Source organism: Paraburkholderia sp. GAS33, assembly GCF_050436645.1.
In the GTDB taxonomy this organism is placed as follows: Bacteria; Pseudomonadota; Gammaproteobacteria; order Burkholderiales; family Burkholderiaceae; genus Paraburkholderia; species Paraburkholderia phenazinium_B.
Genome location: NZ_JBNDMP010000004.1, coordinates 1 through 23,853 on the forward strand (window position 1 = coordinate 1; position 23,853 = coordinate 23,853).

Annotated in this window: 18 protein-coding genes; 8 read left to right on the forward strand and 10 right to left on the reverse strand. The window is 62.8% G+C overall.

Annotation, left to right across the window (positions count from 1 at the left end):
* Window positions 1-133: 133 nt before the first annotated feature.
* A complete protein-coding gene (gene ispF / locus P3T24_RS13695) occupies window positions 134-613 on the reverse strand; it encodes a 2-C-methyl-D-erythritol 2,4-cyclodiphosphate synthase (protein WP_429435345.1) in 480 nt (159 codons plus the stop codon).
* A 33-nt stretch (window positions 614-646) separates the two neighbouring features.
* Window positions 647-1,357 (reverse strand): 2-C-methyl-D-erythritol 4-phosphate cytidylyltransferase, encoded by a 711-nt coding sequence (gene ispD, locus P3T24_RS13700; RefSeq protein WP_074266091.1) that lies wholly within the window; start codon window positions 1,355-1,357, stop codon window positions 647-649.
* 120 nt (window positions 1,358-1,477) lie between these two features.
* On the opposite strand from ispD, the gene mfd reads away from it, so the two are divergent.
* From mfd to mscL, 4 genes are all read left to right on the forward strand, one after another.
* Window positions 1,478-4,957, forward strand: a complete 3,480-nt coding sequence (gene mfd / locus P3T24_RS13705; RefSeq protein ID WP_429435349.1) for a transcription-repair coupling factor — start codon at window positions 1,478-1,480, stop codon at window positions 4,955-4,957.
* Window positions 4,958-5,095: 138 nt separating this feature from the next.
* Window positions 5,096-6,343: an acetylornithine deacetylase gene (gene argE, locus P3T24_RS13710; protein WP_429288460.1), complete on the forward strand. Its 1,248-nt coding sequence runs from the start codon at window positions 5,096-5,098 to the stop codon at window positions 6,341-6,343.
* Between the two features lie 56 nt (window positions 6,344-6,399).
* Window positions 6,400-7,422 carry a threonine/serine dehydratase gene (locus P3T24_RS13715; protein WP_074264782.1) on the forward strand — a complete coding sequence of 341 codons (1,023 nt, stop codon included), beginning with the start codon at window positions 6,400-6,402 and terminating at the stop codon, window positions 7,420-7,422.
* A 91-nt stretch (window positions 7,423-7,513) separates the two neighbouring features.
* A complete protein-coding gene (gene mscL, locus P3T24_RS13720) occupies window positions 7,514-7,972 on the forward strand; it encodes a large conductance mechanosensitive channel protein MscL (RefSeq protein WP_074264783.1) in 459 nt (152 codons plus the stop codon).
* 28 nt (window positions 7,973-8,000) lie between these two features.
* On the opposite strand, the gene P3T24_RS13725 is transcribed toward mscL, so the two are convergent.
* The 3 genes from P3T24_RS13725 to P3T24_RS13735 all read right to left on the reverse strand — a co-directional run bounded on the left by P3T24_RS13725 (window position 8,001) and on the right by P3T24_RS13735 (window position 12,290).
* The gene (locus P3T24_RS13725; RefSeq protein ID WP_074264784.1) at window positions 8,001-9,989 is read right to left on the reverse strand and encodes a hybrid sensor histidine kinase/response regulator; all 1,989 of its coding nucleotides are present in this window, start codon (window positions 9,987-9,989) and stop codon (window positions 8,001-8,003) included.
* A 66-nt stretch (window positions 9,990-10,055) separates the two neighbouring features.
* Window positions 10,056-10,535, reverse strand: a complete 480-nt coding sequence (locus tag P3T24_RS13730) for a response regulator (RefSeq protein ID WP_074264785.1) — start codon at window positions 10,533-10,535, stop codon at window positions 10,056-10,058.
* A gap of 144 nt (window positions 10,536-10,679) precedes the next feature.
* A complete protein-coding gene (locus P3T24_RS13735) occupies window positions 10,680-12,290 on the reverse strand; it encodes a sensor histidine kinase (RefSeq protein ID WP_429288462.1) in 1,611 nt (536 codons plus the stop codon).
* Window positions 12,291-12,680: 390 nt separating this feature from the next.
* Here P3T24_RS13735 and P3T24_RS13740 point away from each other — a divergent pair, with 390 nt between their 5' ends.
* Window positions 12,681-13,181 carry a hypothetical protein gene (locus P3T24_RS13740; RefSeq protein WP_074264787.1) on the forward strand — a complete coding sequence of 167 codons (501 nt, stop codon included), beginning with the start codon at window positions 12,681-12,683 and terminating at the stop codon, window positions 13,179-13,181.
* A 110-nt stretch (window positions 13,182-13,291) separates the two neighbouring features.
* Here the strand turns inward: P3T24_RS13740 and P3T24_RS13745 are convergent, their stop codons facing one another.
* Window positions 13,292-15,763 carry an AsmA family protein gene (locus P3T24_RS13745; RefSeq protein WP_074264788.1) on the reverse strand — a complete coding sequence of 824 codons (2,472 nt, stop codon included), beginning with the start codon at window positions 15,761-15,763 and terminating at the stop codon, window positions 13,292-13,294.
* A gap of 108 nt (window positions 15,764-15,871) precedes the next feature.
* On the opposite strand from P3T24_RS13745, the gene P3T24_RS13750 reads away from it, so the two are divergent.
* Both P3T24_RS13750 and P3T24_RS13755 read left to right on the forward strand, forming a co-directional pair.
* Window positions 15,872-16,585, forward strand: coding sequence for an ABC transporter ATP-binding protein (locus tag P3T24_RS13750; RefSeq protein ID WP_429435353.1), 714 nt, complete (start codon window positions 15,872-15,874; stop codon window positions 16,583-16,585).
* Window positions 16,582-17,391, forward strand: a complete 810-nt coding sequence (locus tag P3T24_RS13755; RefSeq protein ID WP_429435356.1) for an ABC transporter permease — start codon at window positions 16,582-16,584, stop codon at window positions 17,389-17,391. The genes P3T24_RS13750 and P3T24_RS13755 overlap by 4 nt, the downstream gene beginning before the upstream one ends.
* A 102-nt stretch (window positions 17,392-17,493) precedes the next feature.
* Here P3T24_RS13755 and P3T24_RS13760 read toward each other — a convergent pair whose 3' ends face one another.
* Complete coding sequence (locus P3T24_RS13760; protein ID WP_074264791.1) at window positions 17,494-18,042, reverse strand: DUF6013 family protein; 549 nt, start codon at window positions 18,040-18,042, stop codon at window positions 17,494-17,496.
* Between the two features lie 161 nt (window positions 18,043-18,203).
* A complete protein-coding gene (locus P3T24_RS13765) occupies window positions 18,204-19,220 on the reverse strand; it encodes a zinc-binding alcohol dehydrogenase family protein (protein ID WP_429435359.1) in 1,017 nt (338 codons plus the stop codon).
* Between the two features lie 161 nt (window positions 19,221-19,381).
* On the opposite strand from P3T24_RS13765, the gene P3T24_RS13770 reads away from it, so the two are divergent.
* Window positions 19,382-20,350 carry a LysR family transcriptional regulator gene (locus tag P3T24_RS13770; protein ID WP_429407244.1) on the forward strand — a complete coding sequence of 323 codons (969 nt, stop codon included), beginning with the start codon at window positions 19,382-19,384 and terminating at the stop codon, window positions 20,348-20,350.
* Between the two features lie 107 nt (window positions 20,351-20,457).
* Here P3T24_RS13770 and P3T24_RS13775 read toward each other — a convergent pair whose 3' ends face one another.
* Window positions 20,458-20,781, reverse strand: coding sequence for a hypothetical protein (locus P3T24_RS13775; RefSeq protein ID WP_429288466.1), 324 nt, complete (start codon window positions 20,779-20,781; stop codon window positions 20,458-20,460).
* A 56-nt stretch (window positions 20,782-20,837) separates the two neighbouring features.
* A complete protein-coding gene (gene ligD, locus P3T24_RS13780; protein WP_429435362.1) occupies window positions 20,838-23,837 on the reverse strand; it encodes a DNA ligase D in 3,000 nt (999 codons plus the stop codon).
* Window positions 23,838-23,853: the final 16 nt, after the last annotated feature.

The window sequence follows — 23,853 nt, forward strand, 5'->3', positions numbered from 1 at the left end:
GGAAAGCAGCTCTGAACCGCTTCACCATCCAGTTCGAAGAACGGCTGGTGCAGCGTTAAACACCAACCCGTTTACACAAAATTCGGGACACCCCCCAGGCCAACACCGCCGCCCCGCAGGCAAAACCCCCCACTCACCCCTTAATTAACAAAACCACAGCCTGAGCCTCAATCCCCTCAGCCCTGCCCAGATAGCCAAGCTTCTCATTAGTCTTAGCCTTGACATTAACCCGATCAAGCGCCAGCTTCAAATCCTCGGCAATATTAACCCGCATAGCCTCGATATGAGGCGCAAGCTTGGGCGCCTGAGCAATAACCGTACTATCCACATTCCCAATAGAGAACCCAGCCTGAGCAATCCGCGCAGCGCATTCCCTCAACAGGACACGTGAATCCGCTCCAGCAAACTTCGCATCGGTATCAGAAAAATGCCGCCCAATATCCCCCAACGCGGCTGCGCCAAACAAAGCATCCGTAATAGCATGCAACAACACATCCGCATCCGAATGCCCCAGCAACCCCCGGTCATAAGGCACCGTCACGCCGCCAATAATGAGCGGCCGCCCCGGTACGAGCGCGTGCACGTCATACCCCTGTCCAATTCTCAAATCCATAGCTCGAAGTCCGGTTATCAACGATGAAACTCTTCAGGAAGCCGCAGGCCGGCTCAAAATCGCCTCGGCCAGATCGAAATCTTCCGGATACGTAACCTTGAAATTGCGCAAGCTGCCCTGCACCAGGAGCGGCGCGTGGCCCAGCCACTCAATCGCGCTCGCCTCGTCCGTCAGATCATGTCCGTCCTGCTGCGCCCGCAAGATCGCCTCGCGCAACATCCCCACGCGGAACATCTGCGGTGTCTGCGCCTGCCACAAGCCGTCGCGCGACTCGGTCCGGGCAATCCGTCCACCGCTGTCCGGCGCAATGCGCTTGAGCGTATCCGCCACCGGCAGCGCCATGATCCCGCCCACCGCGTCGTCCTTGAGCGCATTAACCAGCGTGCGGATCAGGAGAGCCGTGATGCCCGGGCGTGCCGCATCGTGCACCAGCACCCAGTCGTCGTCGTGCGCTCCGAACTCGGCCAGCGCGTGCAGGCCGTTCAGGACCGAGGCCTGGCGTGAAGCGCCGCCGCAGCGCCGTACCGCGAAACGCAAGCCGGAAAAGCGGCGGGCGTCGAAATGCTGGTCCTCGGGGGCGATCACTACCAGCGTCTGCGCGAACTCGCTGCAGGCGTCGAAAGCCGCCAATGAGTAATGCAACAGGTCGCGACCAGCTACAGTGCGATATTGTTTGGGCATCGCGGCGCCGGACCGGCTGCCGGTGCCTGCGCACGGAATCAGAGCAAAAAGACGTGAAGTCACTGGTGCGGACGCCGCGAAAGTCAAAGTAAAGGACGGATTTTATAATAGGTCCTTCGCATCCACGCCATGACACGCGTAAACTTGCCGCTCACGTGTGACCCACCGGCCGCCTTCTCCTCTATGCCAGACATTGCCGCATCATCGCAGTACTCCTCGCCCGTCGCGCTCGTCAAGGCCGGCCAGCGTTTCGCCTTCGACGGTACGCACGGCTCATCCGATGCCCTGCTGATCGCCCGCTATCACCTCGCCTATCGCGAACAGGTGCCGCTGCTCGCCGTCGTCTGCTCGAGCGCCGTCGACGCCCAGCGCCTCACCCAAGAAATCGCTTTCTTCGCTCCTGAGGCGCGTGTGCGCCTCCTGCCCGACTGGGAAACGCTGCCTTACGATACCTTCTCGCCGCACCAGGATCTCGTCTCCGAGCGTCTCGCCACGCTCCACGACCTCGGCGAAGGCCGCTGCGACATCCTGCTGGTGCCCGCCACCACGGCCCTGTACCGCATGCCGCCCGCCTCGTTCATGGCGGGCTACACGTTCTCGTTCTCGCAAGGCGAGCGTCTCGACGAGGCCAAGCTGAAGGCCCAGTTGACGCTGGCAGGCTACGAGCACGTCAGCCAGGTTGTGCGCCCCGGCGAGTACTGCGTGCGTGGTTCGCTGCTCGACCTGTTTCCGATGGGCTCGCCGCTGCCGTACCGGATCGACCTGTTCGACGATCAGGTCGACTCGATCCGCGCGTTCGACCCCGACACGCAGCGCAGCCTCTATCCGGTGAAAGACGTGCGCCTGCTGCCCGGCCGCGAATTCCCCTTCGACGAAGCCGCCCGCACCGCCTTCCGCAGCCGTTGGCGCGAGGTCTTCGAGGGCGACCCGAGCCGCGCCTCGATCTATAAAGACATCGGCAATGGCGTACCGTCCGCGGGCATCGAATACTACCTGCCGCTCTTCTTCGAAGAGACCGCCACGCTGTTCCACTATCTGCCGGCGGGTGCGCAACTCGCGTTCGTCGGCGATCTGGAAGCGGCCATCAAGCGTTTTACCAACGACACCAAGCAGCGTCACAGCTTCCTGTCGCATGACCGCGACCGGCCGATTCTCGAGCCGCAGCGCCTGTTCCTCTCGGACGCGGACTTCTTCACGTTCGCCAAACCGTTCGCGCGTCTTGTGCTGCCGGCCAACGCCGGCGGCGGCTGGTCCACGCCGCTGCCGGATCTCGCGATCGACCGCCACGCGGACGATCCGGTCGCGGCATTGCGCAGCTACCTCGATACGACCCAGAACCGCGTGCTGTTCGCGGCGGAATCGGCGGGCCGGCGCGAAACGCTGCTGCAATTGCTGGCTGACAACCATCTACGGCCGTCCTCGAGCGACAGCTTCAACGACTGGTTAACCGGCGACGAGCGCTTCTCGCTCGGCGTTGCTCCGCTGTCCACCGGCTTCGCGGTGCCCGCCGAAGGCATCGCTGTCATCACGGAAACCGAACTGTACGGCCCGCTCGTACGCCGCTCCGGGCGGCGCCGCCAGGAACAGGCGAGCAACGTCGATTCGATGGTGCGCGACCTGTCCGAGCTGAAGGTGGGCGACCCGGTCGTGCATTCGCAGCACGGTATCGGCCGCTATATGGGTCTGGTGACGATGGATCTCGGCGAAGGCGAAACCGAGTTCCTGCACCTCGAATACGCCGGCGAAAGCAAACTCTATGTGCCGGTCGCGCAGTTGCACGTGATCTCGCGCTACAGCGGCGCGGATCCGGAAAGCGCCCCGCTTCACTCGCTGGGCTCCGGCCAGTGGGAAAAAGCCAAGCGCCGCGCCGCCCAGCAGATTCGCGATACCGCCGCTGAATTGCTCAACCTGTATGCGCGCCGCGCGGCGCGCGAAGGTCATGCGTTCGCGCTCGAACCGCGCGACTACGTGAAATTCGCGGAAAGCTTCGGCTTCGAAGAAACGCCCGACCAGGCCGCGGCGATTGCCGCTGTAATCGGCGATATGACAAGCGGCAAGCCGATGGACCGTCTCGTCTGCGGCGACGTCGGTTTCGGCAAGACCGAGGTCGCGCTGCGCGCGGCCTTCATCGCGGTGATGGGCGGCAAACAGGTCGCACTGCTATCGCCAACTACGCTGCTGGCAGAACAGCACACGCAAACCTTCTCCGACCGTTTCTCCGACTGGCCAGTGCGCATCGCTGAATTGTCGCGCTTCAAGTCGACCAAGGAAGTCAACGCAGCGATCCAGCAGATCAACGACGGCAGCGTCGATATTGTCATCGGCACGCACAAACTGCTGTCCTCGGATGTGCAGTTCAAACGCCTGGGTCTGGTGATCATCGACGAGGAGCATCGCTTCGGCGTGCGTCAGAAAGAGGCCCTGAAAGCGTTGCGCGCCGAAGTCGACGTACTGACGCTCACCGCCACGCCGATTCCGCGCACACTCGGCATGGCCCTCGAAGGCCTGCGTGACTTCTCCGTGATCGCAACCGCGCCGCAAAAGCGGCTCGCCATCAAGACCTTCGTGCGTCGCGAAGAAGATGGCGTGATCCGCGAGGCCATGCTGCGCGAGCTGAAGCGCGGCGGCCAGGTCTACTTCCTGCACAACGAAGTCGAAACGATCGAGAACCGCCGGCAGATGCTCGAAGCGCTGGTGCCCGAAGCTCGCATCGCAGTCGCACACGGCCAGATGCACGAGCGCGAACTCGAACGCGTGATGCGCGACTTCGTCGCCCAGCGCGCCAACGTGCTGCTGTGTACGACCATTATCGAAACCGGCATCGACGTGCCGAGCGCCAACACGATCCTGATTCACCGTTCCGACAAATTCGGCCTCGCGCAGTTGCACCAGTTGCGCGGACGCGTCGGACGCTCGCATCACCAGGCGTATTCGTATCTGCTGGTGCACGACCCGCAGGGGCTCACCAAACAGGCGCAGCGCCGTCTCGAAGCCATCCAGCAGATGGAAGAACTCGGCTCAGGCTTTTATCTGGCCATGCACGACCTCGAAATTCGCGGCACGGGCGAAGTGCTGGGCGACAAACAATCGGGCGAGATTCAGGAGATCGGTTTCCAGCTTTATACCGACATGCTGAACGACGCCGTGAAGGCACTCAAGGAAGGCAAGGAACCCGATCTCACCGCGCCGCTCGCGGCCACCACCGAGATCAATCTTCACGCGCCTGCAATTCTGCCGGCCGATTATTGCGGCGATGTGCAGGAACGTCTGTCGCTCTACAAGCGCCTCGCAAATTGCGAACATAACGACGCGATCGATGGCATCCAGGAGGAATTGATCGACCGGTTCGGCAAGCTACCGCCGCAAGCGCACGCGCTGGTGGAAACGCATCGCTTGCGACTCGCGGCGAAACCGCTGGGGATTTCGAAGATCGATGCGGGAGAATCGGTCATCGGCCTGCAATTCATCCCAAATCCGCCGATCGACGCGATGCGGATCATCGAAATGGTGCAGAAACACAAGCACATCAAGCTCGCGGGTCAGGACAAACTGCGCATCGAAACGCGCAGCCCCGATCTGGCCGTGCGAGTGGCAACCGTGAAAGAAACGCTGCGCGCACTCGGCTCGCCGACGCGGGGTACGGCCACCGCAGCGGTACGCTGAAGCTAGCTCCGCGGGGTCAGGCAACCCACCTCCGCCCTGTATGCTGCGGCGCGCAAGACGCGCCGCAGCCTGCTATTGCGCGAGCCGGGGCAGCGTTTTTTGGGTATGATCGAAAGACTTAAAAGTCGGAGCTTCGTCATGTCCCACGTCGCTGAATCAGCGCGTTCCGCGCACACAGCCGCATCGTCCGCACCCGCCGCCTCGTCTTCCACGTCCCCTGCTTCGCTTCCCTGGATCACGCGCCTAGTATCAATGGATACGGTCAGCCGCAATCCGAATCTCGGCCTGATCGAAACCGTGCGCGACGAATTGCGCGCAGCCGGCGTCGAAAGCACGCTCACGCACGACCCCAGCGGCAAATGGGCCAATCTGTTCGCCACGATCCCCGCCCATGACGGCGAGACCAATGGCGGCATCGTGCTATCGGGTCACACGGACGTGGTGCCGGTCGACGGTCAACAATGGGACAGCGATCCGTTCAAACCGGAAGTACGCGACGCCAAACTCTACGGCCGCGGCACCTGCGACATGAAAGGCTTCATCGGCGCCGCGCTCACGCTCGTGCCCGAAATGCAGCGCACGAAACTCGCCAAGCCGATTCACTTCGCGCTCTCGTTCGACGAGGAAGTCGGCTGCGTCGGCGCGCCGCTATTGATCGCAGACCTGATGAAACGCGGCATCAAACCGGACGGTTGCATCGTCGGCGAGCCGACCAGCATGCGCCCGATCATCGCGCACAAAGGCATCAACACGTACCAGTGCTGCGTGCGGGGACAGGCGGCGCATTCGTCGCTGACACCGAAGGGACTGAACGCAATCGAATACGCCGCGCGGCTGATCTGCTACATCCGCGATATGGCCGATCAGTTTCGCGAGCAAGGCCCGTTCGACGAACTGTTCGACGTGCCCTTCAGCACCGCGCAGACGAGCACCATCGTAGGCGGCAACGCGATCAACACCGTGCCTGCGGAATGCCGCTTTCAGTTCGAATTCCGCAATCTGCCTACGCTCGATCCGCAGTCGATTTTCGCGCGCATCGATCAGTACGCACGCGAAACGCTGTTGCCGAAGATGTTGCGCGAACATCCGTCCGCAGCCATCGAGATCTCGAAGATCGCGGCCGCCCCTGGGCTCGACTCGTCGGAACAGGCAGCGATCACTGAACTGGTACGCGCGTTGACCGGGGATCAGGACAAACGCAAGGTCGCTTACGGCACCGAAGCGGGACTGTTCTCGCTGGCGGGCATTCCGGCCATCGTATGCGGCCCCGGCGACATCCAGCAGGCGCACAAGGCCAACGAGTTCGTGGCGCTGGAACAGCTGGTGGATTGCGAACGCTTCCTCGCAAAGTTCATTCACAGCATGTCGGTGGAGGCTCTGACTTGAACTGAAGCAGGCCGCGCGACTCCAAAGACTAAGAACGGACGACTTCACCCCACGCCATGTCCACCGCTACGCCTCAGCACACCGACCATACGATCGACGGCGAGCCGATCCCGACGCTCGACGACATCGCCTCGCAGCATTTTGCGTTGACGCCGTGGGTCGCGCGCACGCCGGTGTTCGACAAGCTCGATTTGCCATCGCTGGAAGGCACGATGGTGAACTTCAAGTTCGAACTGCTGCAGGCGGGCGGCAGCTTCAAGACACGCGGTGCGTTCACCCATCTGCTCGCGCTCGACGAAGCGCAACGCAGTGCCGGAGTGACTTGCGTATCGGGCGGCAATCATGCGGTCGCGGTCGCCTATGCGGCGATGCGCCTCGGCATCAGCGCCAAGGTCGTGCTGTTTCGTTCCGCCAACCCGGCGCGCGTCGCGCTGTGCCGGCAGTTCGGCGCAGAGATGGTGCTGGCGGAGAACGGCGCCGAAGCGTTCGAGATCGTGCGCCGCGTCGAAGCCGAGGAAGGCCGCTATTTCGTGCATCCGTTCAACGGTTACCGCACGGTGCTCGGCACCTCGACACTCGGCTACGAATGGGCCACGCAAACGCCGGATCTGGACGCAGTGATCGTACCAATCGGCGGCGGCGGCCTTGCGGCGGGTGTGTCGACAGCATTACGGCTGGCGAATCCGCGCATCCATGTGTTCGGGGTCGAACCGGACGGTTCCGATGCGATGAGCAAGAGCTTCGCGGCCAACCATACGATCAAGATGGGCCACATGTACAGCATTGCGGATTCGCTGATGGCACCGCACACCGAGCAATACAGCTACGAACTGTGCAGACGCCATATCGACCGCCTCGTCACGGTCACAGACAACCAGTTGCGCTCGGCCATGCTGACGCTGTTCACGCAACTCAAGCTCGCCGTCGAACCCGCCTGCGCGGCGGCTACAGCGGCCCTGCTCGGTCCGCTGCGCGAGACGTTGCAGGGCAAACGCGTTGGGGTGCTGCTATGCGGGGCCAACATCGATACGGTCAGTTTTGCAGCGCACGTCGAGCGGGCTCACGCGCTTGAGTCATAGTTTCCGTAGCGCAGGCGCATCCTCAAAAGCACTACCCTATCCTCCCCACGTTGGCTATCATGGCGCCATCGACTTCAAGGAGGAAATCCCAATGAGCATGGTCAAGGAGTTCAAGGAATTTGCCCTCAAAGGCAACGTGATGGATCTTGCAGTCGGTGTGATTATCGGCGGCGCGTTTTCCACCATTGTTAATTCAATTGTCAAAGACCTGATCATGCCGGTCGTCGGACTCGCCACCGGCGGCCTCGATTTTTCCAACAAGTTCATCCGCCTGGGCGAGATTCCGGCAAGCTTCAAGGGCAGCCCCGAGTCGTATAAAGACCTGCAAACAGCGGGTGTGGCCGTATTCGGCTATGGCTCGTTCATCACCGTGCTGATCAACTTCATCATCCTCGCCTTTATCATTTTCCTGATGGTGAAGTTCATCAACAACCTGCGCAAGCCGGCCCCTGCCGAAGCGCCGCCGCCCGCTCCGACGCCGGAAGACGTGCTGCTGCTGCGTGAAATCCGCGATTCACTGAAAAACTCGCCGCGCCTGCCCCAGGCGTAGGTAAGGCATCATTCGCCAAAACTTCGCACTACGTGGAATCGGAGGCCGCGGTTTTTTCGGCCTTCACATTCGCCGCGCTCTCGATCAACTGTTCGAGCTGACCGAAATTCACAGGCTTGGTCAGATGCGATGTGAAACCGGCGCCCAGGCAGCGACGCACATCCTCGTCGGTGCCGAAGCCGGTCAAGGCGATCGCCGGCACGTCCGAATGTTCGCGAAACGCCTTGATGAAATCGAGGCCGGTGCCGTCCGGCAATCCGACGTCGCTCACAATCAGATCGAACGTCACCGACTGTGTGGCCGCCAGCGCGTCGGCCACGCGGCCCACCACCGTCACCTCATGGCCGAGGCTGCGAATCAGCTGCGCCATCACCTCGGCGGTGTCCACATGATCCTCGATCAGCAGGATCGTCATGACGCCACCCGGGTAGGTCGCAGCGGGTGCCGGGACGACCGCTTCTTCAACAGGCTTCGCGGCCGTCGGCAAGGTAATCGTGAAGGTCGCGCCGCAGTGCGCTCCTGGACTCTGTGCCGTTACCGTGCCGCCGTGCACATCGGTCAGCGCCTTGGTGATAGCGAGACCTAATCCCAGACCGCCGAACTGGCGGGTCATGTTCTGATTGCCCTGTTCAAACGCGTTGAAGAGCTTGCCGATCTGCTCGGGTTCAATGCCGATCCCCGTATCCTCGATCGAGATCTGCACATGCATCCGCTCGTCGCGCGTGCGCACATAGATATGACCGCCGTCCGGTGTGAATTTGGCGGCGTTGCGGATCAGGTTCCAGAGCATCTGCTGCAATCGCGCGCGGTCAGCAAGCACGTAGTGGTGCTGCGCGGCCTTGTCGACATGCACGTCCTGCTGCTTGACCTGAATCTCGCTGCGAAACAGTTCAAGCACGCTGTCGATCACTTCATGCACGTTCACGGTCTCCAGCGAGAGACGCAGCTTGCCGTTCGCCACCCGCGTGAGATCGAGCAAATCGTCGATGAGGCGCGCTTCGAGTTCGACGTTGCGGCGGATCATCAGCACGCACGAGCGCGCCTGGTCCGGCAGGTCCGGTATCATTTCGAGCACTCGCGAGCCCGCCAGCACAGGCGTGAGTGGCGTACGCAACTCGTGCGAGAGCATTGCCAGAAAGCGGTCTTTCGCACGATTGGCTTCTTCGGCGGCGTGCCGCGCAGCCTGCTCGGAAGCCAGCAGCCGTTCATGCTCCTCAATCGCTTCGCGCTGCGAATGAATGTCCGTACAACTGCCAAACCACTTGGTGACCACGCCGTCGGAATCGCGCATCGCAACGATACGCGCGTCGAACCAGCGGTATGCGCCGTCATGGCCGCGAATGCGCAGCTCATGGCGATAGTCCTCGGCCCCGCTCCTGACCGTTTTCAGCCAGCTCTGGCGGATTTCCTCGCGATCGTCGGCATGAACGGCTTCGAGCCACGCGAGGCCGTGCGAATGGCTTTCGTCGAGACCCGTGTATTCGAACCACTGCTTCGACAGAAAATCGCAATCGCCATTGGCGTCGCAGGTCAGCACGAGATGCGGCAGCGCTTCCGACAAGGTACGGTAATGCTGCTCGCGGTCGCGCAGCAGCACTGCTTCGGCCGAAGCCCGCTGTAGTCGGACCTGTGAGAGCGCCCGCTCCACAGCTTCCGGCAGATAGTCGAGGTAGTCGCCGGATTTCGGTACCACGTCCGAGACGCCGGCGCGCAACGCCTCGATCACGCGCGATTCGTCCGTGAACCCGGTAACGAGGATGGCAGGACTGCGCACGCCTTCGGCGCGCAGCCGGCGGAAGAAGTCGAGGCCAGTCTCCGGCCCGTTGAGCTGATAGTCGAGTACGAGCAGGTCCGGCTCGCCGGCCGCGATCCGCTCGCGGGCACTTTCGACGTCGGAACAGAGCGCCACGCGACAACCGGCCCGCTGCAGCGACTTGCGTGCAAGACGCAAGATGCCTTCGTCGTCATCGACGACAAGCACATAATCCGCGGGTGGCGAGGATACGTCTTCGGTCATGCTGGTTCTTTCTATGGCTGGATTTACGCTGGCGGATTTGAGGCCTGTACCGTAACGATAGGTCCCTCAGGATGCCATTAAACGCTGGCCCGGCGGCAGCTTCACCACCTGCAGGAAGAAGCCGAGGCGGCGCACCGCCTCGATGAATGCGTCATATTCGACCGGCTTCGTGATGTACACATTGCAGCCAAGTTCATAGCAGCGCTCGATTTCACGCGGATCGTCGGTTGTAGTCAGGACGATCACCGGCACCGCAGCCGTAGACGGAGAGTCCTTCAGACGGCGCAGCACCTCGAAGCCGTCCACCCGCGGCATCTTGAGATCGAGCAGCACGACGAAGTTCATCAGATCCTGGCGCGGCGGATATTTGCCGGCTACGTCCCCACTGGGCGGATCGCCGAAAAAATAATCGAGCGCCTGCTGCCCATCGGAAAACCGCAGAAAACCGTTCGAGATGCCGGCCCGGCGCAAATTGCGCTCGACGAGCGTAGCGTGGCCGTCGTCGTCTTCGATCAGGACGATGCTGACCGTTTCCCCATGTTTCATCCTGCCTCCGTGCCTGCGAATCGCCGGTGCGTGATCAGTTTATTCGTGTTTCATACTTTTCAATTTAAGCGATCCGCGGGGCAGCCCAAGGACTGCACACGAGAACCGCCTTGCTGCATGACTTGCTGCGATTCGACGCCCGCTTTACAGCCGGGCCGGCTGCTCGGGCAGCACGACGAAAAACGTCGACCCCGCGCCCTCTGCCGATTCCACCCAGACGCGTCCGCCGTGCCGCTCGGCCATGCGCCGCACCAGTGCAAGTCCAATGCCGTCGCCTTTCGCCACTTCGCCGTGCAGCCGCTGAAAGGCACGAAACACTTTGGACATATAAGCCGCCGGAATGCCAAGCCCATTGTCGCGCACATAGTAAGTTCGCGTGCGCAAGACGGGCGGCTCGCTCTCGTCCACAGGATCTGGCTCGCACGCGCCCACCTCAATACGGCCCATGCGGTCCGGATCGAGAAAGTTGAGCGCATTGCCGATCAGATTGCTGAAGATCTGCTCGATCGCGCCCGGGTCGCCCCACGCCGGCGGCAACTCGCGCACGGTGACGGACACGCCGCGCGCTTCGATCGTGCCGGCTAACCCGTCGACCACGTGCGCCACCACCCGCCCGATACTCACGCGCTGCCACTGATATTCGAGGCGCCCGGCCCGCGAGATTCGCAGCAACGCCTCGATGATCGCGGCTGCCCGCGTCACGGCGGTCCGCAAAAACTGCAGCGATTCGCGCACGTCGCCGTCGAGGACATCGGTGAGGCGGCGTTCTTCGGCTTTCGGTAACTGCGCCGCATCGATTGTGGCGCGCAGTTCGTCGCAGGAAACCTGCAGCTCCTTGGAGAAGCCCTGCAGGTTCACGAGCGGCGAGCGCAAGTCGTGCGACACGCTGTAGATGAACATCTCGTTGTCCTGGGTCTCCTGGCGCAACTCCTCGTTGACCCCTGCCAGTTCCTTGGCACGCGCCTCGAGCTTTGCCTTCAGGACGGTCTGGGACTGCTCGGCCGCGCGCAACCGTGCGCCGGTCTGGTGCAGTACGGCGTCGAGCGCAGCGATCTCGTCGTTGCCTGAAAGAGGTGCACTCAATGGCCGGCCATGGCCGAGGCGCTCGGCGTTCCCGCTCAGCACCTCGAGACGGCGGCCGATACTGCGGGCGAATACCAGCGCGGTGAAACCCCAGATCAGCATGGAGCCAAGCACGGCCGCGATCAGCGCATATTGCTGGCGAGCCTTGGTCTGAGCGAGCGAAGCGCTGCGCTCGGCATCGAGGCGCGACTCTTCCGCGACGAAAGCATCGAGCTGGTCGCGAAACAGCGCCACCTGGGTCGGCACCTCACCGGCTTCGAGCGCGGTGAATGCGCTCATGCTGCGACCCTCACGCAGGCCCTTGGCGATGGTCTCGGCCTGGGCCCGGTAAGCATCGACGGTAGCGCGCATCTGCTGCACGCGCGTGGCCTGCTGCGGTGTGTCGACGACCAGTTGTTCGAGATGGGTCAGCCGGTCACCCAGGTCGACCCATGCCACATGACGGTCGACGAACGTGGGGTCGCCCACCACCATACCCGTGCGAACCCGCGCGGCCTGACGCAGCAGCGGGTCGATGAGCGAAGACGACTGATACAGGATCTGCTTGCTATTGGCGACCCACAGCGCGGCCTGCGCCGCCCGCTGTTGCGTCTCGAAGACGACGCCGAGCAATGCCAGCTCGACGACGCTCGGCATCGCGATCAGCAGGAGACCCTTGGTAAATAGTTTCATGTGCGCCTGGTAGTCTATCCGGACGCCGCACGGTCCAGGCGGCGGGCTGCGCTTTGCCCCCAAGCGGCGCAGGCCGCCGAACCGCCGTAGCGGAACCGGGTCATTATCGACGCGAACCCGAGATATTTCAATCTGCCGCCATGGAAGCGCTGGACAACATAAAAATGTGTTTTTTTAATGGCGAGGCTCTCCCTTACAGGGCACCTGCGTCTATCATTGAGACAGAAGTTAGAGACTGATGCTGGGGATGCGAAAGCGCGCGGCAAGGCGATTCGGCACGATTCGTGCGGATGGGTGTGAGGCAGACTGATCGTCGAATCACCGTGAATCTGGCATTTTCGTATGCTATAAAAGATCGACGTGCGGCGGCGCGAAGCCGGGAGTGGTCGCATGAGGACGCTGCGTTTCTTGCAATTCTTTTTCAGGCGAATTTTTATGTCCTTCCCGAAAAAGCGTCGGCGCGCGAAGGTGGACGGCGATGAGTCGTTCCTCGCCGTGCTACGGCACTTCAAACCGTTCGGCCAGCTCGACACCAAGATCGCGCGGGCTCGCGCACAAGATGAGCCAGTGCTGTACGCCCATGTGCTGCCAGGTCTCGACGTCCTCCTATGCAGCGTGCGCGGTGCACAGCCGCCCTACCCGGCGCCTGCCGAACTGCGCCGGCGTTGCATTGAATCAATCGCCAATGCCCTGGAACAGCCGCTCGACGGGTTGGAAAACGGTGGTTACTGGTACGAAGCGGACGGCTTCGGCTTCCTCGTATTTGCCAGCCGCGCCCGCGGCCGGATTCTCCCGGAGTTCGGCGCCACCCGTGCGGCGGTAGGCGGTCCACGTCGCGGTGTACGGCGCCAGGATGCCGCTGGCGATGCGACGCCGCGCTCATTGCGCTGAGTCTCTTCTGATTCTGTTATGCGGCGATAAGCGGCGGGCTCATGCTGTCATGAGCCCGCCCGCTTTCCTTCTGCGCTGATGCTGCCCTTCCCGGCGCACCTGTCTCCTGCCTAGCTCCCCTTGTACAAGGCACCGCCATTCGCCGGTGACGCGGCCGCCGGCCTGGCAGCCTTGCTTGCGCTGCTTGCCGCGGCCGGAGCCGAAGCATTCCCATCCAGCGAGATCGGCGCACGCGCCTTTTCCTTCTGCCCCGGTGCCGGCGCAGTAGGCTGCGCGCGCTCGGCCGCCAGCAATTGATTGCAGGGCAGCGGCTTGTTATTGCTCGGCGCAATCAGCGGGATCAGCGCGGCAAACGGGTTGATCAGGCCGAGGCCGACCATTGCGCCACCGCGCAGCGCCAATGCCGTCGCATTCACGCCGACGTGAGGATCCTTGAAGGTGCCTTTCACGTATAGCGGCGAGCGCAGCGAAAATACCCGAAAGCCCTTCGTGTGCGGATGCACGCCCAGGTCCATTGTCTCGTCGCGCATATTGACGTTGCCGTCGATGTCGATCACCGCGTCGTCCGTATCCAGCGCGAAGACACGCGGATTGAGCACGCCGTCGGTCGCCACGAAGTCCGCGGCGGCGCAGTTGATCTTGACGTCAGCCGTGCCGAACAGCTTTTCGTAGACCACGTTGGCCACGTTCAGGCCAGCGGCCTCCATCAGCAAGCGGCTCACCGTGCCGTCGGTGACCAGCGCTTTCACTTCGCCGTTCGCCGTTCCGGCGAGCGCCGCCGGCGAATTGCCGGTTGCCGAAAGCGCGGCATCGCCGTTCACTTCGCCGAGTGCGCTTTGCATCGTCTTGAAGTTCGGGAACAGTTGCTTGAGTTTCAGGTGGCGCGCCGCGGTCGAGAAACGGCCCTTCAACGGCGTCGTGCTGCCGTCCAGATGAATGTCCGATGAGAGCGTGCCGCCCGCCACGCCGAACGAGAGCGGTACCAGCGAGAGCACGCCGTCCGTCATCACGACGTGGGTGTACAGGTTGGTAATCGGCAGATCCGGATTCTTGATGAGCCGCCGGCCGGTGAATTTGACGTCGGCGTCGATCGCTTTCCAACGGTCCGTGCGGAACTCCTCAACCGGCAGGGCCTTGTTGGACGGCTGTTTGGTCGCATCGCCTCGCTTGGCTTTGCTGGCATTCGAATCGGCGCCGATCACCGGGGCGAGATCGGAGAATTGCAGCAGGTTCGATACAAGCTCACCCTGCAGCAGCGGTCGTGGCTCGCGAGCCGTGTAGGTCAGCGAGCCGTTCAGGTCGCTGCCGCCCACCCGGCCTGTAAAATTTTCATACTTGAAGACGTTGCCGTCCTGCTTGAAATTGCCTACGAGGCGCCCTTCCGTGGCATAAGGCGGCGTGTCCGGCAATGTCACGCCCGTCAGCGAATACAGATGCGCCATGCTGGTGCCCTGCAGCCACAGACGTAAATCGACCGCAGCGAGATGGGCCGGATCCGTGATCGTGCCGACCAGCGCCACATGCAGGTCGCCGGCCTTGACGTCGGCCTGTAGCGGGAACGGCCGGTTCACGTCCTGCAGCGCCAGCAGGCCGCCTAACTTGCCGGTGCCTGATACGGGCGTGTGGTTGTACGACCCCTTGGCGGTCCAGCCCAGGGCGTACGGCGGAACCGGAGGCTTGGCGCCGATGCCTACGCTGCTGGCAGGATTGATCGGCGCAGACGCGACCGATGTCATGGTCGCTTCACCCGCCCCAGGACGGCCGGCCGCCGACGCGTTCGAGCCGGCGCTCCCCGCTGTCGCGGCAGAGGCTTGCGCAGCAGCCGAGGCCGAGCCCGTAGACGACGCCTCCGCAGCCGCCGACGCCGCCGTCGCCTCCGAAGCGGTGATCGCATTCGCCTGAGCGGTCAGCTTGCTCGCCCCCTCCTTGCCAACCACCTGTGCGGAGTCCTTACGGGAGGCCGCTTCCTGTTGTTTCATCACGTCGCCGATCGGGATTGGCTGGCCAAGCGTATCGACCACGACCTGCATGTCGGTCTTCTTCTGCTCGTCCGAATAGGCAATGTTGGCCTTGGCGAATGCAATGTCGTGCAGTTCCAGCTTCCATTCCGACGGCCCAGCAGATGACTGCAGTTTGAACGTCCAATTATTGCGCCCGTCGAGCACCCGTTCGAGGTCAACCGAGGGATTCACCAGATTGATCGCCGGAATCACAATGTCATGCGCGAGCAACGGCAGCACCGCGACTTCGAAGTCGATCTCGTCGAGCGTGGCGAAGTGCGGCTGCTTGGTCCAGTCGGGATTGGCTATCGTGATATTGGCCGCCGAAAATCGTGGCCAAGGCACCCAGCCGCGCCAGCCCGTCTCACCCACCGGATGGCGCCAGCCGACTTTCAGATCGCCCTCGATGACAAACTGCCTGCCTATCGCGTCGCTGACTTTCTGGTCCACCCAGGGACGCGCGCGATTCCAGTCGAAGGTCAGGATAAAAATCGCCAATGCAGCGATCAGGACAACGATGACTGCCAGGAGCCATGCGATGATCTTGCCGATTCGTCCGCCGATCGTGCTCGACACTGCCATGAGTCACTCCATTCTTCTCAATTTGCTTATCGGACAGCAGTTAACATGCCCGGTTCACTGTGCATCAGGCACGGGGACGCGCATTGTACCTATGAACCCAATTCAAACATGACCGGCACTCCTCTCATCGACGCCGTGGACATCTCCAGACGCGATCCGCTGAGCGGTCAGATACTCCTGCGTCAAACCCGTTTCACGCTGTACGCAGGCGACCGGGTCGCCATTACCGGCCCGTCGGGTTCGGGCAAGAGCGTGTTTCTGCGCGCGCTCGCGCTGCTCGATCCGCTTGACAGCGGACACATTGCCTGGCACGGCAAACCTGTCGAACGCGCGGCGATCCCGCGCTACCGCCGCAATGTCGCCTATATCCGGCAACGGCCCGCGATTCTCGACGGCACGGTCGAGGACAACCTGCGCTACCCGTTCTCGCTCAAGGCGTATCGCGATGTGCAGTTCGATCGCACGCGGGCCGCTTCGCTGGCGGCGCAGGCGGGTCGAGGCAACGACTTTCTCGACAAACGCGCGAGCGATCTGTCGGGCGGCGAAGCGCAGATCGCGGCGCTGATCCGTGTGCTGCAGCTCGACCCGGAGGTCTTGCTGCTCGACGAGCCGACGGCCTCGCTCGATCCCGAGTCGTCGCACGCTATCGAAGGTCTCGTCAAAGCGTGGTTCGCCGACGACCGGCAGCCGCGCGCATCGGTGTGGGTATCGCACGATCCGGCCCAGGCAAAACGCATGAGCGAGCGTCACCTGACCATGCGCGGCGGCGTTCTCGATGAAGCCGCAGCACCGAGAGATGCCAATGAGGAACCAGCCCAATGAACCTGCAAAACCTCAGCCTGTGGGATGTGGCGATCGCCGCGCTGCTGATCGTGGTGAACGGCGCGGTGTCGGTGGCGCTCAAGCTGGACCTCGAACGCAAGCTCGCCTGGGCCGCGGTGCGCACCGTGGTTCAGTTGCTGGCGATCGGTTATGTGCTCGGCTGGGTGTTCCAGTTCGACCGCTGGTTTGTGGTGCTGCCGTTGATGGTGGCGATGACCCTCATCGCCGGATTCGCGGGCGCGCAACGCGGCGCACGCACCTATGCGGGGCAGCGCGTCGACAGCATCGTATCGATCTGGGTCAGCTCGTGGCTGGTGGCTGCCGTGGGTCTGTTCGTCGTGATCCGCATTCGCCCGTGGTACGAGCCTCAATATGCGATTCCGATTCTCGGCATGATCCTCGGCAATACGCTCACGGGGGTGTCGCTTGGCATCGAACGGATGACCGAAGAGCTGACTGCGCGGCGCGATCGCGTGGACATGGCGCTCGCGCTTGGCGCCACCCGTTGGGAAGCTGCCCAGGCGCCGGCGCGGCAGGCGGTGCGTGCAGGGATGATTCCGACGCTCAACCAGATGGCAGTGGTAGGCATCGTCAGCCTGCCCGGCATGATGACCGGTCAGGTGCTCGCCGGTCAGTCGCCGCTGCAGGCTGTCCGCTATCAGATCGTGATCATGTTTCTGATCGCGGCGGCGTCGGCGCTCGGTACTGTGCTGGCCGTGCTGCTGACTTATCGGCGGCTGTTTTCAGCGGATCACCGGTTTTTGGCATCTCGATTGATGGAACGAGCGGCGACCAGCCGGCGCTGATGCTTGCCTTGCCGTGGCGTTAGATCCACTGCATGCAGCGCACATAGGCGGTGCATGCACAGCGCATCATATATGCCACCGAAGCGCTGATCACTCAACCGCTCAGCGCTTCGCCGACACCACGACCTGGGTTCCATCGCTCAAGGTCAGCGTCTTCGCACTGCCGTTGGTGGGCATGCTAAAACGCACGATCTGACTGAGCCTGACATCGTTCGGACACTTGAGCGTCTTGCCGGCGTTGGTCACGTTTTTGGTGCCGTGCGGCGCCAATGCCTGGAAGCTCAGTTGCACGGTTGCCGTACCGTCATTGGCGACCACCGGCGCAAAGCGGATCTGCGTTTGCCGCAGCACCGCGCCGTTGCTATCAAGGGGATACGACGTGTAGTCGGGACACTGGTCCGTCGCCGCGACCGCGCCGCCAGGCGGCACGGTCTTCCACGTGAAGTCATCGGATTCGCCGGAGCGGATCGTGCGGGTTTCCTGCACGTTGCCGAATTCCTTCGAAGTGACCTTGACGGTGTAGCGGATCGGTCCATCCGTCGCGGCTTGCGAAGTCACCGTGATCGGCGTGACGGCATGGGCTGCCGGCACCAGGGCGCAGGCAAGAGATGCGACCATAGACACGGCGGAGAGTCTGAAGCAGGGGCTCATACGGTCACCTCGTCGTTGTGCCGCTGCACGCTCGCGTCGCGAGACGCGCAGCGACTTTGCATGGAGCCCTGCCAGTCTACCGCCAAGCGGACCCAAAAACGCTTCGCGCGGATTGGGTGTTAACCCGCTTGCGTTAAGCGCGTCCCTTGGCTTAGCTATGCCTAGAAGCCGGTCAACACGAGCTTGCCGATTGCCCGGCCTTCTTCCAGCAATTGATGCGCGCGCCGCACGTTCTGCGCATTGATCTTGCCGAGGTCCTCGCCGACCGTCGTGCGCAGCGTGCCCGCGTCGACGAGACGGCCTACTTCGGTCAGCAGCTTGTGCTGTTCGATCATGTCGGGCGTACCGAACATCGAACGCGTGAACATGAATTCCCAATGGAACGCGGCGCTCTTCGCCTTCAGCAACTCGACCGCAACCGGATTGCTGTTTTCAACGATCGTACAAATACCGCCCTGCGGTTTGATCACCGCGGCTGCCGCCGGGAAGTGCTTGTCCGTGTCGTTGAAAATCAACACGTAGTCCACCTGCTCGAAACCGATCTCCTTCAACTGCGCCGGCATGTCGCCGAAATGATCGACGATGTGATCCGCGCCCAGTTCGGTCGCCCACTTTGCCGACGCCGGACGCGAGGCTGTCGCAATGACCGTCAGTCCGGCGAGCTGCTTCGCCAGTTGAATACCGATCGAACCCACCCCGCCCGCGCCACCGATGATCAGCACCGAGCGCCCCTTATCCGCGCCTTGCGGCGACACGCCGAGCCGGTCGAACAGCGCCTCCCACGCGGTAATCGCGGTCAACGGCAACGCCGCGGCGTGGCTGAAGTCGAGCGAAGCCGGTTTGTGGCCGACGATGCGTTCGTCGACGAGGTGATACTCGCTGTTCGCGCCCGGCCCGGTAATGCTCCCTGCATAGAACACCGGATCGCCGACCTTGAAGAGCGTCACTTCGGGGCCGACTGCCGCCACCGTTCCCGCCGCGTCCCAGCCGAGCACGCGTGGCGCCTTCTCGACCGAGTCTTTCGGCGAGCGCACCTTGTAATCGACCGGGTTCACGGAGATCGCTTCGACCTTCACGAGCAGGTCACGGCCGGTGGCTTCCGGCTTGGGAAGCTCGACGTCGAGCAGCGCTTCGGGATGATCGACGGGCAAATAGCGATAAAGACCGACAGCTTTCATGGCAACTCCTGATTCGTTGATCAATTAGGCGGGGTTAAACATTCGCTTCGACGCGGGTGCCGTGGGCGGCCGGCATCGATCGACTGGTTGCTATCTTAGGACGATCCTTCCTCTTTCAGAACAGGCATAATGGCTTAAACATTTTCTTGAAATTCGGAATAATGAAGTCTGCTGCCTCTCCGCCATCTGCCGTCAATGAGCGCGAACGGCTCGATCTGCTCGACGTCGCGCTGTTCGTGCGGGCTGCGCTGCTGGCTAATGTATCGGCGGCCGGGCGCGAGTTCGGTTTGTCGGCGGCGGTGGCAAGCGCCCGGCTCGCGCAGCTCGAAAGGCTGCTCGGCGCGCGTCTGCTGCATCGGACCACCCGCCGTATCAGCCTGACGCAGGACGGCGAGGTTTTCATGATGCGCGCCCAGACGCTGCTCGATGCCGCGGCCGCCGCCCGCGCCTCGGTTGGCCGGGCGCAAACCGAGCCGCAGGGGCGTCTGCGGGTGTCGATGACATCGTCGTTTGGACGCCAGCATGTTTCGCCAGTGATCCCCGAATTTCTGCGCCGCTATCCGGGTGTGAGCGTCGATCTGCGCCTCTCCGACCATATCGTCGATCTCGTCGACGCCGGGGTCGATCTGGCAATCCGGCTTGGCGCGTTGAAGGATTCGACGCTGGTGGCTAAACGTCTGGCGGTGAACCGGCGCGTCATCTGCTGCGCACCCGCTTATCTGGCGGAGCACGGCACGCCGCATCATCCGGCCGATCTCGTGCAACACGAATGCGTGATTCTGTCGGACCAGCATACATGGGCTTTCGAGACGCCGGCAGGGCCGATCGATGTGCGCGTCAACGGGCGCCTCGCCACCGATAACGGCGAGGTCATCCGCGACGCCTTGCTGGCCGGCTTCGGCATTGCGTTGAAATCGACATGGGATGTCGCGCCTTACCTGCGCAGCGGCAAACTGGTGACGATTCTCGACAGCTATCCGCTCGCCGAGACGGTGGCGATCTGGGGCGTCTATCCGAGCCGCGCATTCGTGCCGCCCAAGACGTTGGCGTTTATCGACTTTCTGGCAGAGCACTTCGGCGATCCGCCGTATTGGGATCTCGAGCCGCGTGAGGCAGACGCTGGGTCCTGAGACCCGGAAAGCGTTGCACCGCGCAGCAACGCTCGCCTCCAATACGCATACCGGCGGCGTGCACTGGCGCAGAACCGGCCTTCATTCCCTTCATTCAATACCCACGCTTAGTGCTTGTTGCCCGCGCCAGACTTAACTTTGCCGCTGGAATTCGCATTGCTGTGCGCATCGTTCTGCGTCTTCTGCTGATACTCGTCGCCACCGCGCCGGTCCGTGTCCTTCAGGCCGCGCTGCAGATCGCTATGGGCCTGCTTGCCGACACGACGCGGATCGTCCTCGTGTTGCGACTCCGAAGTTTGATCGGTTTCGTGCGGCAACGGAGCGGCCTCATCCTGCAACGAACGGGCGTCCTGACTCGCGTGCGGGTCAGCGCTCTTGCCGTGTTTTTGTTGCTTGCCGCCCGCTTGCGACACTTGGGGTGATGTCTTCATCGTGTCCTCCCGTTCCAGTTGGTTTTGACTGCGCCGGCGCATAAGCGTCCGCCGGCTCAATCGGATTTCGCGCCATCGAGGCGCTTCTTCATTGCGGCAGTGATGCGTTGCCGCGTCTTCGCGTAATCCGCCCAAGGGTCTTGCCGCAGCGACTCAAGCCGTTCGTGCAGGTTGGCAATGGTCCATTGATCGCCGGCTGTGGTGCCGGCAACCTCGTCCCACGCGAGCGGTACAGAGACGCCAAGGCCAGGTCGTGCGCGTGCGGAAAAAGCGGCCACGGTGCTCGAGCCGCGGTTGTTGCGCAGGTAATCGACGAAGATCTTGCGCTTGCGGTTCTGCGGACCCATCTTCGCGGCGAAATGTTTGGGCAGCGTGGCCGCCATGTGTTGTGCGACGGCCTGCGAAAACGCCTTCACCTCGTCCCAGCCAGCCTGCTTCGCGAGCGGCACGACGACATGCAAGCCTTTGCCGCCACTTGTTTTGCAGAACGATTCGAGACCGAGTTCATCAAGCAGCGTGCGGGTCAGTTGAGCGGCTTCGATCATCTTGTCCCAGCCGAGCGCCGGGTCCGGATCGAGATCGAACACCATCCGGTCAGGCTTTTCGATGTTCGAAGCGAGCGCGTTCCACGTATGCAGCTCGACTGTGCCCATCTGCGCCGCGCCGATTAGCGCCTTTATCGTGTCGACCGAGATCAGCGGTGGATGGCCAGGATCGAGGCCCGGATGCTGGGTGACGTTCGGAATCGCCAGCTTCTGGCTATGCTTCTGGAAGAACAGCTCGCCGCCGATGTCCTCCGGGGCGCGCACCAGCGAGACCGGCCGATCCTTCAGATGCGGCAACATCCAGTCAGCAACCGATTCGTAGTACTGCACGAGATCGATCTTGCGGGCGCCGGTCTGTTTGTCGATGACGCGGTCTGGGTGAGAGATCCGCACGCCGGCGATCGATGACGGCTCGTCGGCTGCAGTGGTCTTCTTGCCGCGAGATGCGCGGGCCGGTGCGGTCTTGGACGCCGCGGCTTTGGGCGTTGCCGTCCTGGACGTTTCAGCCTTCGACGCGGCAGCTTTGGATGTTGCAGCCTCTGACGTTTCAGCCTTGGACGCTGCGACTTTAGACGTTGCGCTGTTCCCCGCCGCGTCCTGCTTCACGGTGCGTTTTCGCGCTGCACCCGGTTTCGCGGTTGTATCGGCAGAACGCTCGGTTGGATTCGGTTGCACATCAGCTCCTTCGCGCGGCGTTTCCCTGACGATCTGCCGCGCCGGTTTATCGTTTCGTAAGCTGACGAACGACGCCTGCCGCACGATGCGCTCGTCGGTCCACTCCGCGAAATTGCACTCGCACACGAGCGACGGTTTGACCCAGTGAACGGGCGTGCGACTGCGTTCGCTAGGCACACTGGCGAACGGCATGCGTGAGGTCTCGAGCACATCGAGTTCCTTCTTCACCGAGCGTAGCAGCGCCGCATCGAAGCCCGTGCCGACCCGTCCCGCGTACTGCAGTTTGCCTCTGCTGTCGTGCACGCCGAGCAGCAACGCGCCAAACGCCGACCGGCTGCCCGCAGGCTCCGTGTAGCCACCAATCACGAATTCCTGACGACGCCGGCACTTGAGCTTGATCCAGGTCGACGTGCGGCCCGACGCGTAATGGCTGTCGCGCCGTTTGCCGATGATCCCCTCGAGCGCCATGTCGCAGGCGCTTTTCAGCAGTTCCTCCGCGCTGAAAGCGAAGTCCTCGGAAAAGCGCAGAACCCGCTCGTCCGTGCCCTCCAGCAGCGCGTGCAGAATGGCGCGGCGTTGTACCAGTGGCACGGCACGCAGGTCGTAACCGTTCAGATACGGGACGTCGAACAGATAGATCACAATATCTTGCGGCCGGTTTGCATCGAATGCATTCTGGAGTGCCTGGAAGTTCGGCACATCGTTGTGATCGAGCACGACTGCTTCGCCATCGAGCCATGCGCTCTCGAGTTCGAGTTGCGCCAGCGCGTCGACCTGTTTGCTGAATTTCGCGCTCCAGTCGTTGCCGGCGCGCGTGTCGATGCGTACAGGATGCTTCGAGGCGCGATGATCGATGCGCACCAGTACCCGGTAACCGTCGAACTTGATCTCGTACGACCATTCGTCGCCAGGCGGGGCGGCATCGACCAGCGTCGCCAGTTGCGGCTTGAGCGTGGCGGGCAAGCTGGCTTTCGCCGCGCCCTTGATTGCCGGCGATGCCGCTAGCGTGCGGAGCGACTCCGCGCTGCGGTTGGCGACGATATCGGTTTTCGTCGGGTCGGCCGCATGCGCTTGCGAGGTGGATTTCCGCCCCGCGGTAGTTGTTTTGCTGGAGCGAGTGGCTCGTTTGGCTGAGGTGTGCGTGTCTACGGCATGCTTCTCTGCCGTCTTTCCCACTGCCGTCTTCCCGCCCGTTTTTCCAGCCGCGGCTTTGCGCGCCACGCCGTTGCGTGAGCGAGACGCCGCCGGAACATCGAGCACACTGCCAGGACGCTCGGCGAGCACATCGAAATCCGCCTCGCTGCGGGCCGCGTCGTCGCGTTCCTTGATCAGCAGCCACTGCTCCTTGTCCCCACTTCCACGCATATGGCTGCGTACCAGCATCCAGCCGCCCTGGAGCTTGTCGCCAGCCAACGTGAACTTGAGCTTGCCTGCCCGATAGGCCTCGTGCGCATGCTTGAGGCCCCCGTCCGGTTCCCACGTGCCGCGATCCCATACGATTACAGAACCTGCACCGTAATTGCCGGGCGGTATCTCCCCTTCGAACGACCCGTATTCCAATGGGTGATCTTCCACATGCACGGCCAGCCGCTTTACCGTCGGGTCCAGGCTCGGTCCTTTAGGCACCGCCCAGGACTTCAGCGTGCCATCGAGTTCCAGGCGAAAGTCGTAGTGAAGGCGGCGCGCGTCATGCTCCTGAATCACATAGGACAGCGCGTGCGCCTGTCCAGCCGACGACGCCTTGCGGCGCGCAACCTTCGGGGCGCCCTTGCCTGACGGCTCGGGTGTCTCGTCGAAGCGGCGCTTGCGGTGATAGGGATCAAGGCGGTCGGCCATAGCAGTGCTTTAAAGA

Coding starts and splice junctions, on each gene's coding strand:
- P3T24_RS13765 (WP_429435359.1), bottom strand. CDS start 19,220: ATGAAAGCTGTCGGTCTTTATCGCTATTTGCCCGTCGATCATCCCGAA.
- P3T24_RS13715 (WP_074264782.1), top strand. CDS start 6,400: ATGTCCACCGCTACGCCTCAGCACACCGACCATACGATCGACGGCGAG.
- P3T24_RS13745 (WP_074264788.1), bottom strand. CDS start 15,763: ATGGCAGTGTCGAGCACGATCGGCGGACGAATCGGCAAGATCATCGCA.
- P3T24_RS13725 (WP_074264784.1), bottom strand. CDS start 9,989: ATGACCGAAGACGTATCCTCGCCACCCGCGGATTATGTGCTTGTCGTC.
- ligD (WP_429435362.1), bottom strand. CDS start 23,837: ATGGCCGACCGCCTTGATCCCTATCACCGCAAGCGCCGCTTCGACGAG.
- P3T24_RS13775 (WP_429288466.1), bottom strand. CDS start 20,781: ATGAAGACATCACCCCAAGTGTCGCAAGCGGGCGGCAAGCAACAAAAA.
- ispF (WP_429435345.1), bottom strand. CDS start 613: ATGGATTTGAGAATTGGACAGGGGTATGACGTGCACGCGCTCGTACCG.
- P3T24_RS13740 (WP_074264787.1), top strand. CDS start 12,681: ATGAGGACGCTGCGTTTCTTGCAATTCTTTTTCAGGCGAATTTTTATG.
- P3T24_RS13755 (WP_429435356.1), top strand. CDS start 16,582: ATGAACCTGCAAAACCTCAGCCTGTGGGATGTGGCGATCGCCGCGCTG.
- argE (WP_429288460.1), top strand. CDS start 5,096: ATGTCCCACGTCGCTGAATCAGCGCGTTCCGCGCACACAGCCGCATCG.
- P3T24_RS13750 (WP_429435353.1), top strand. CDS start 15,872: ATGACCGGCACTCCTCTCATCGACGCCGTGGACATCTCCAGACGCGAT.
- P3T24_RS13760 (WP_074264791.1), bottom strand. CDS start 18,042: ATGAGCCCCTGCTTCAGACTCTCCGCCGTGTCTATGGTCGCATCTCTT.
- P3T24_RS13735 (WP_429288462.1), bottom strand. CDS start 12,290: ATGAAACTATTTACCAAGGGTCTCCTGCTGATCGCGATGCCGAGCGTC.
- P3T24_RS13730 (WP_074264785.1), bottom strand. CDS start 10,535: ATGAAACATGGGGAAACGGTCAGCATCGTCCTGATCGAAGACGACGAC.
- mfd (WP_429435349.1), top strand. CDS start 1,478: ATGCCAGACATTGCCGCATCATCGCAGTACTCCTCGCCCGTCGCGCTC.
- P3T24_RS13770 (WP_429407244.1), top strand. CDS start 19,382: ATGAAGTCTGCTGCCTCTCCGCCATCTGCCGTCAATGAGCGCGAACGG.
- mscL (WP_074264783.1), top strand. CDS start 7,514: ATGAGCATGGTCAAGGAGTTCAAGGAATTTGCCCTCAAAGGCAACGTG.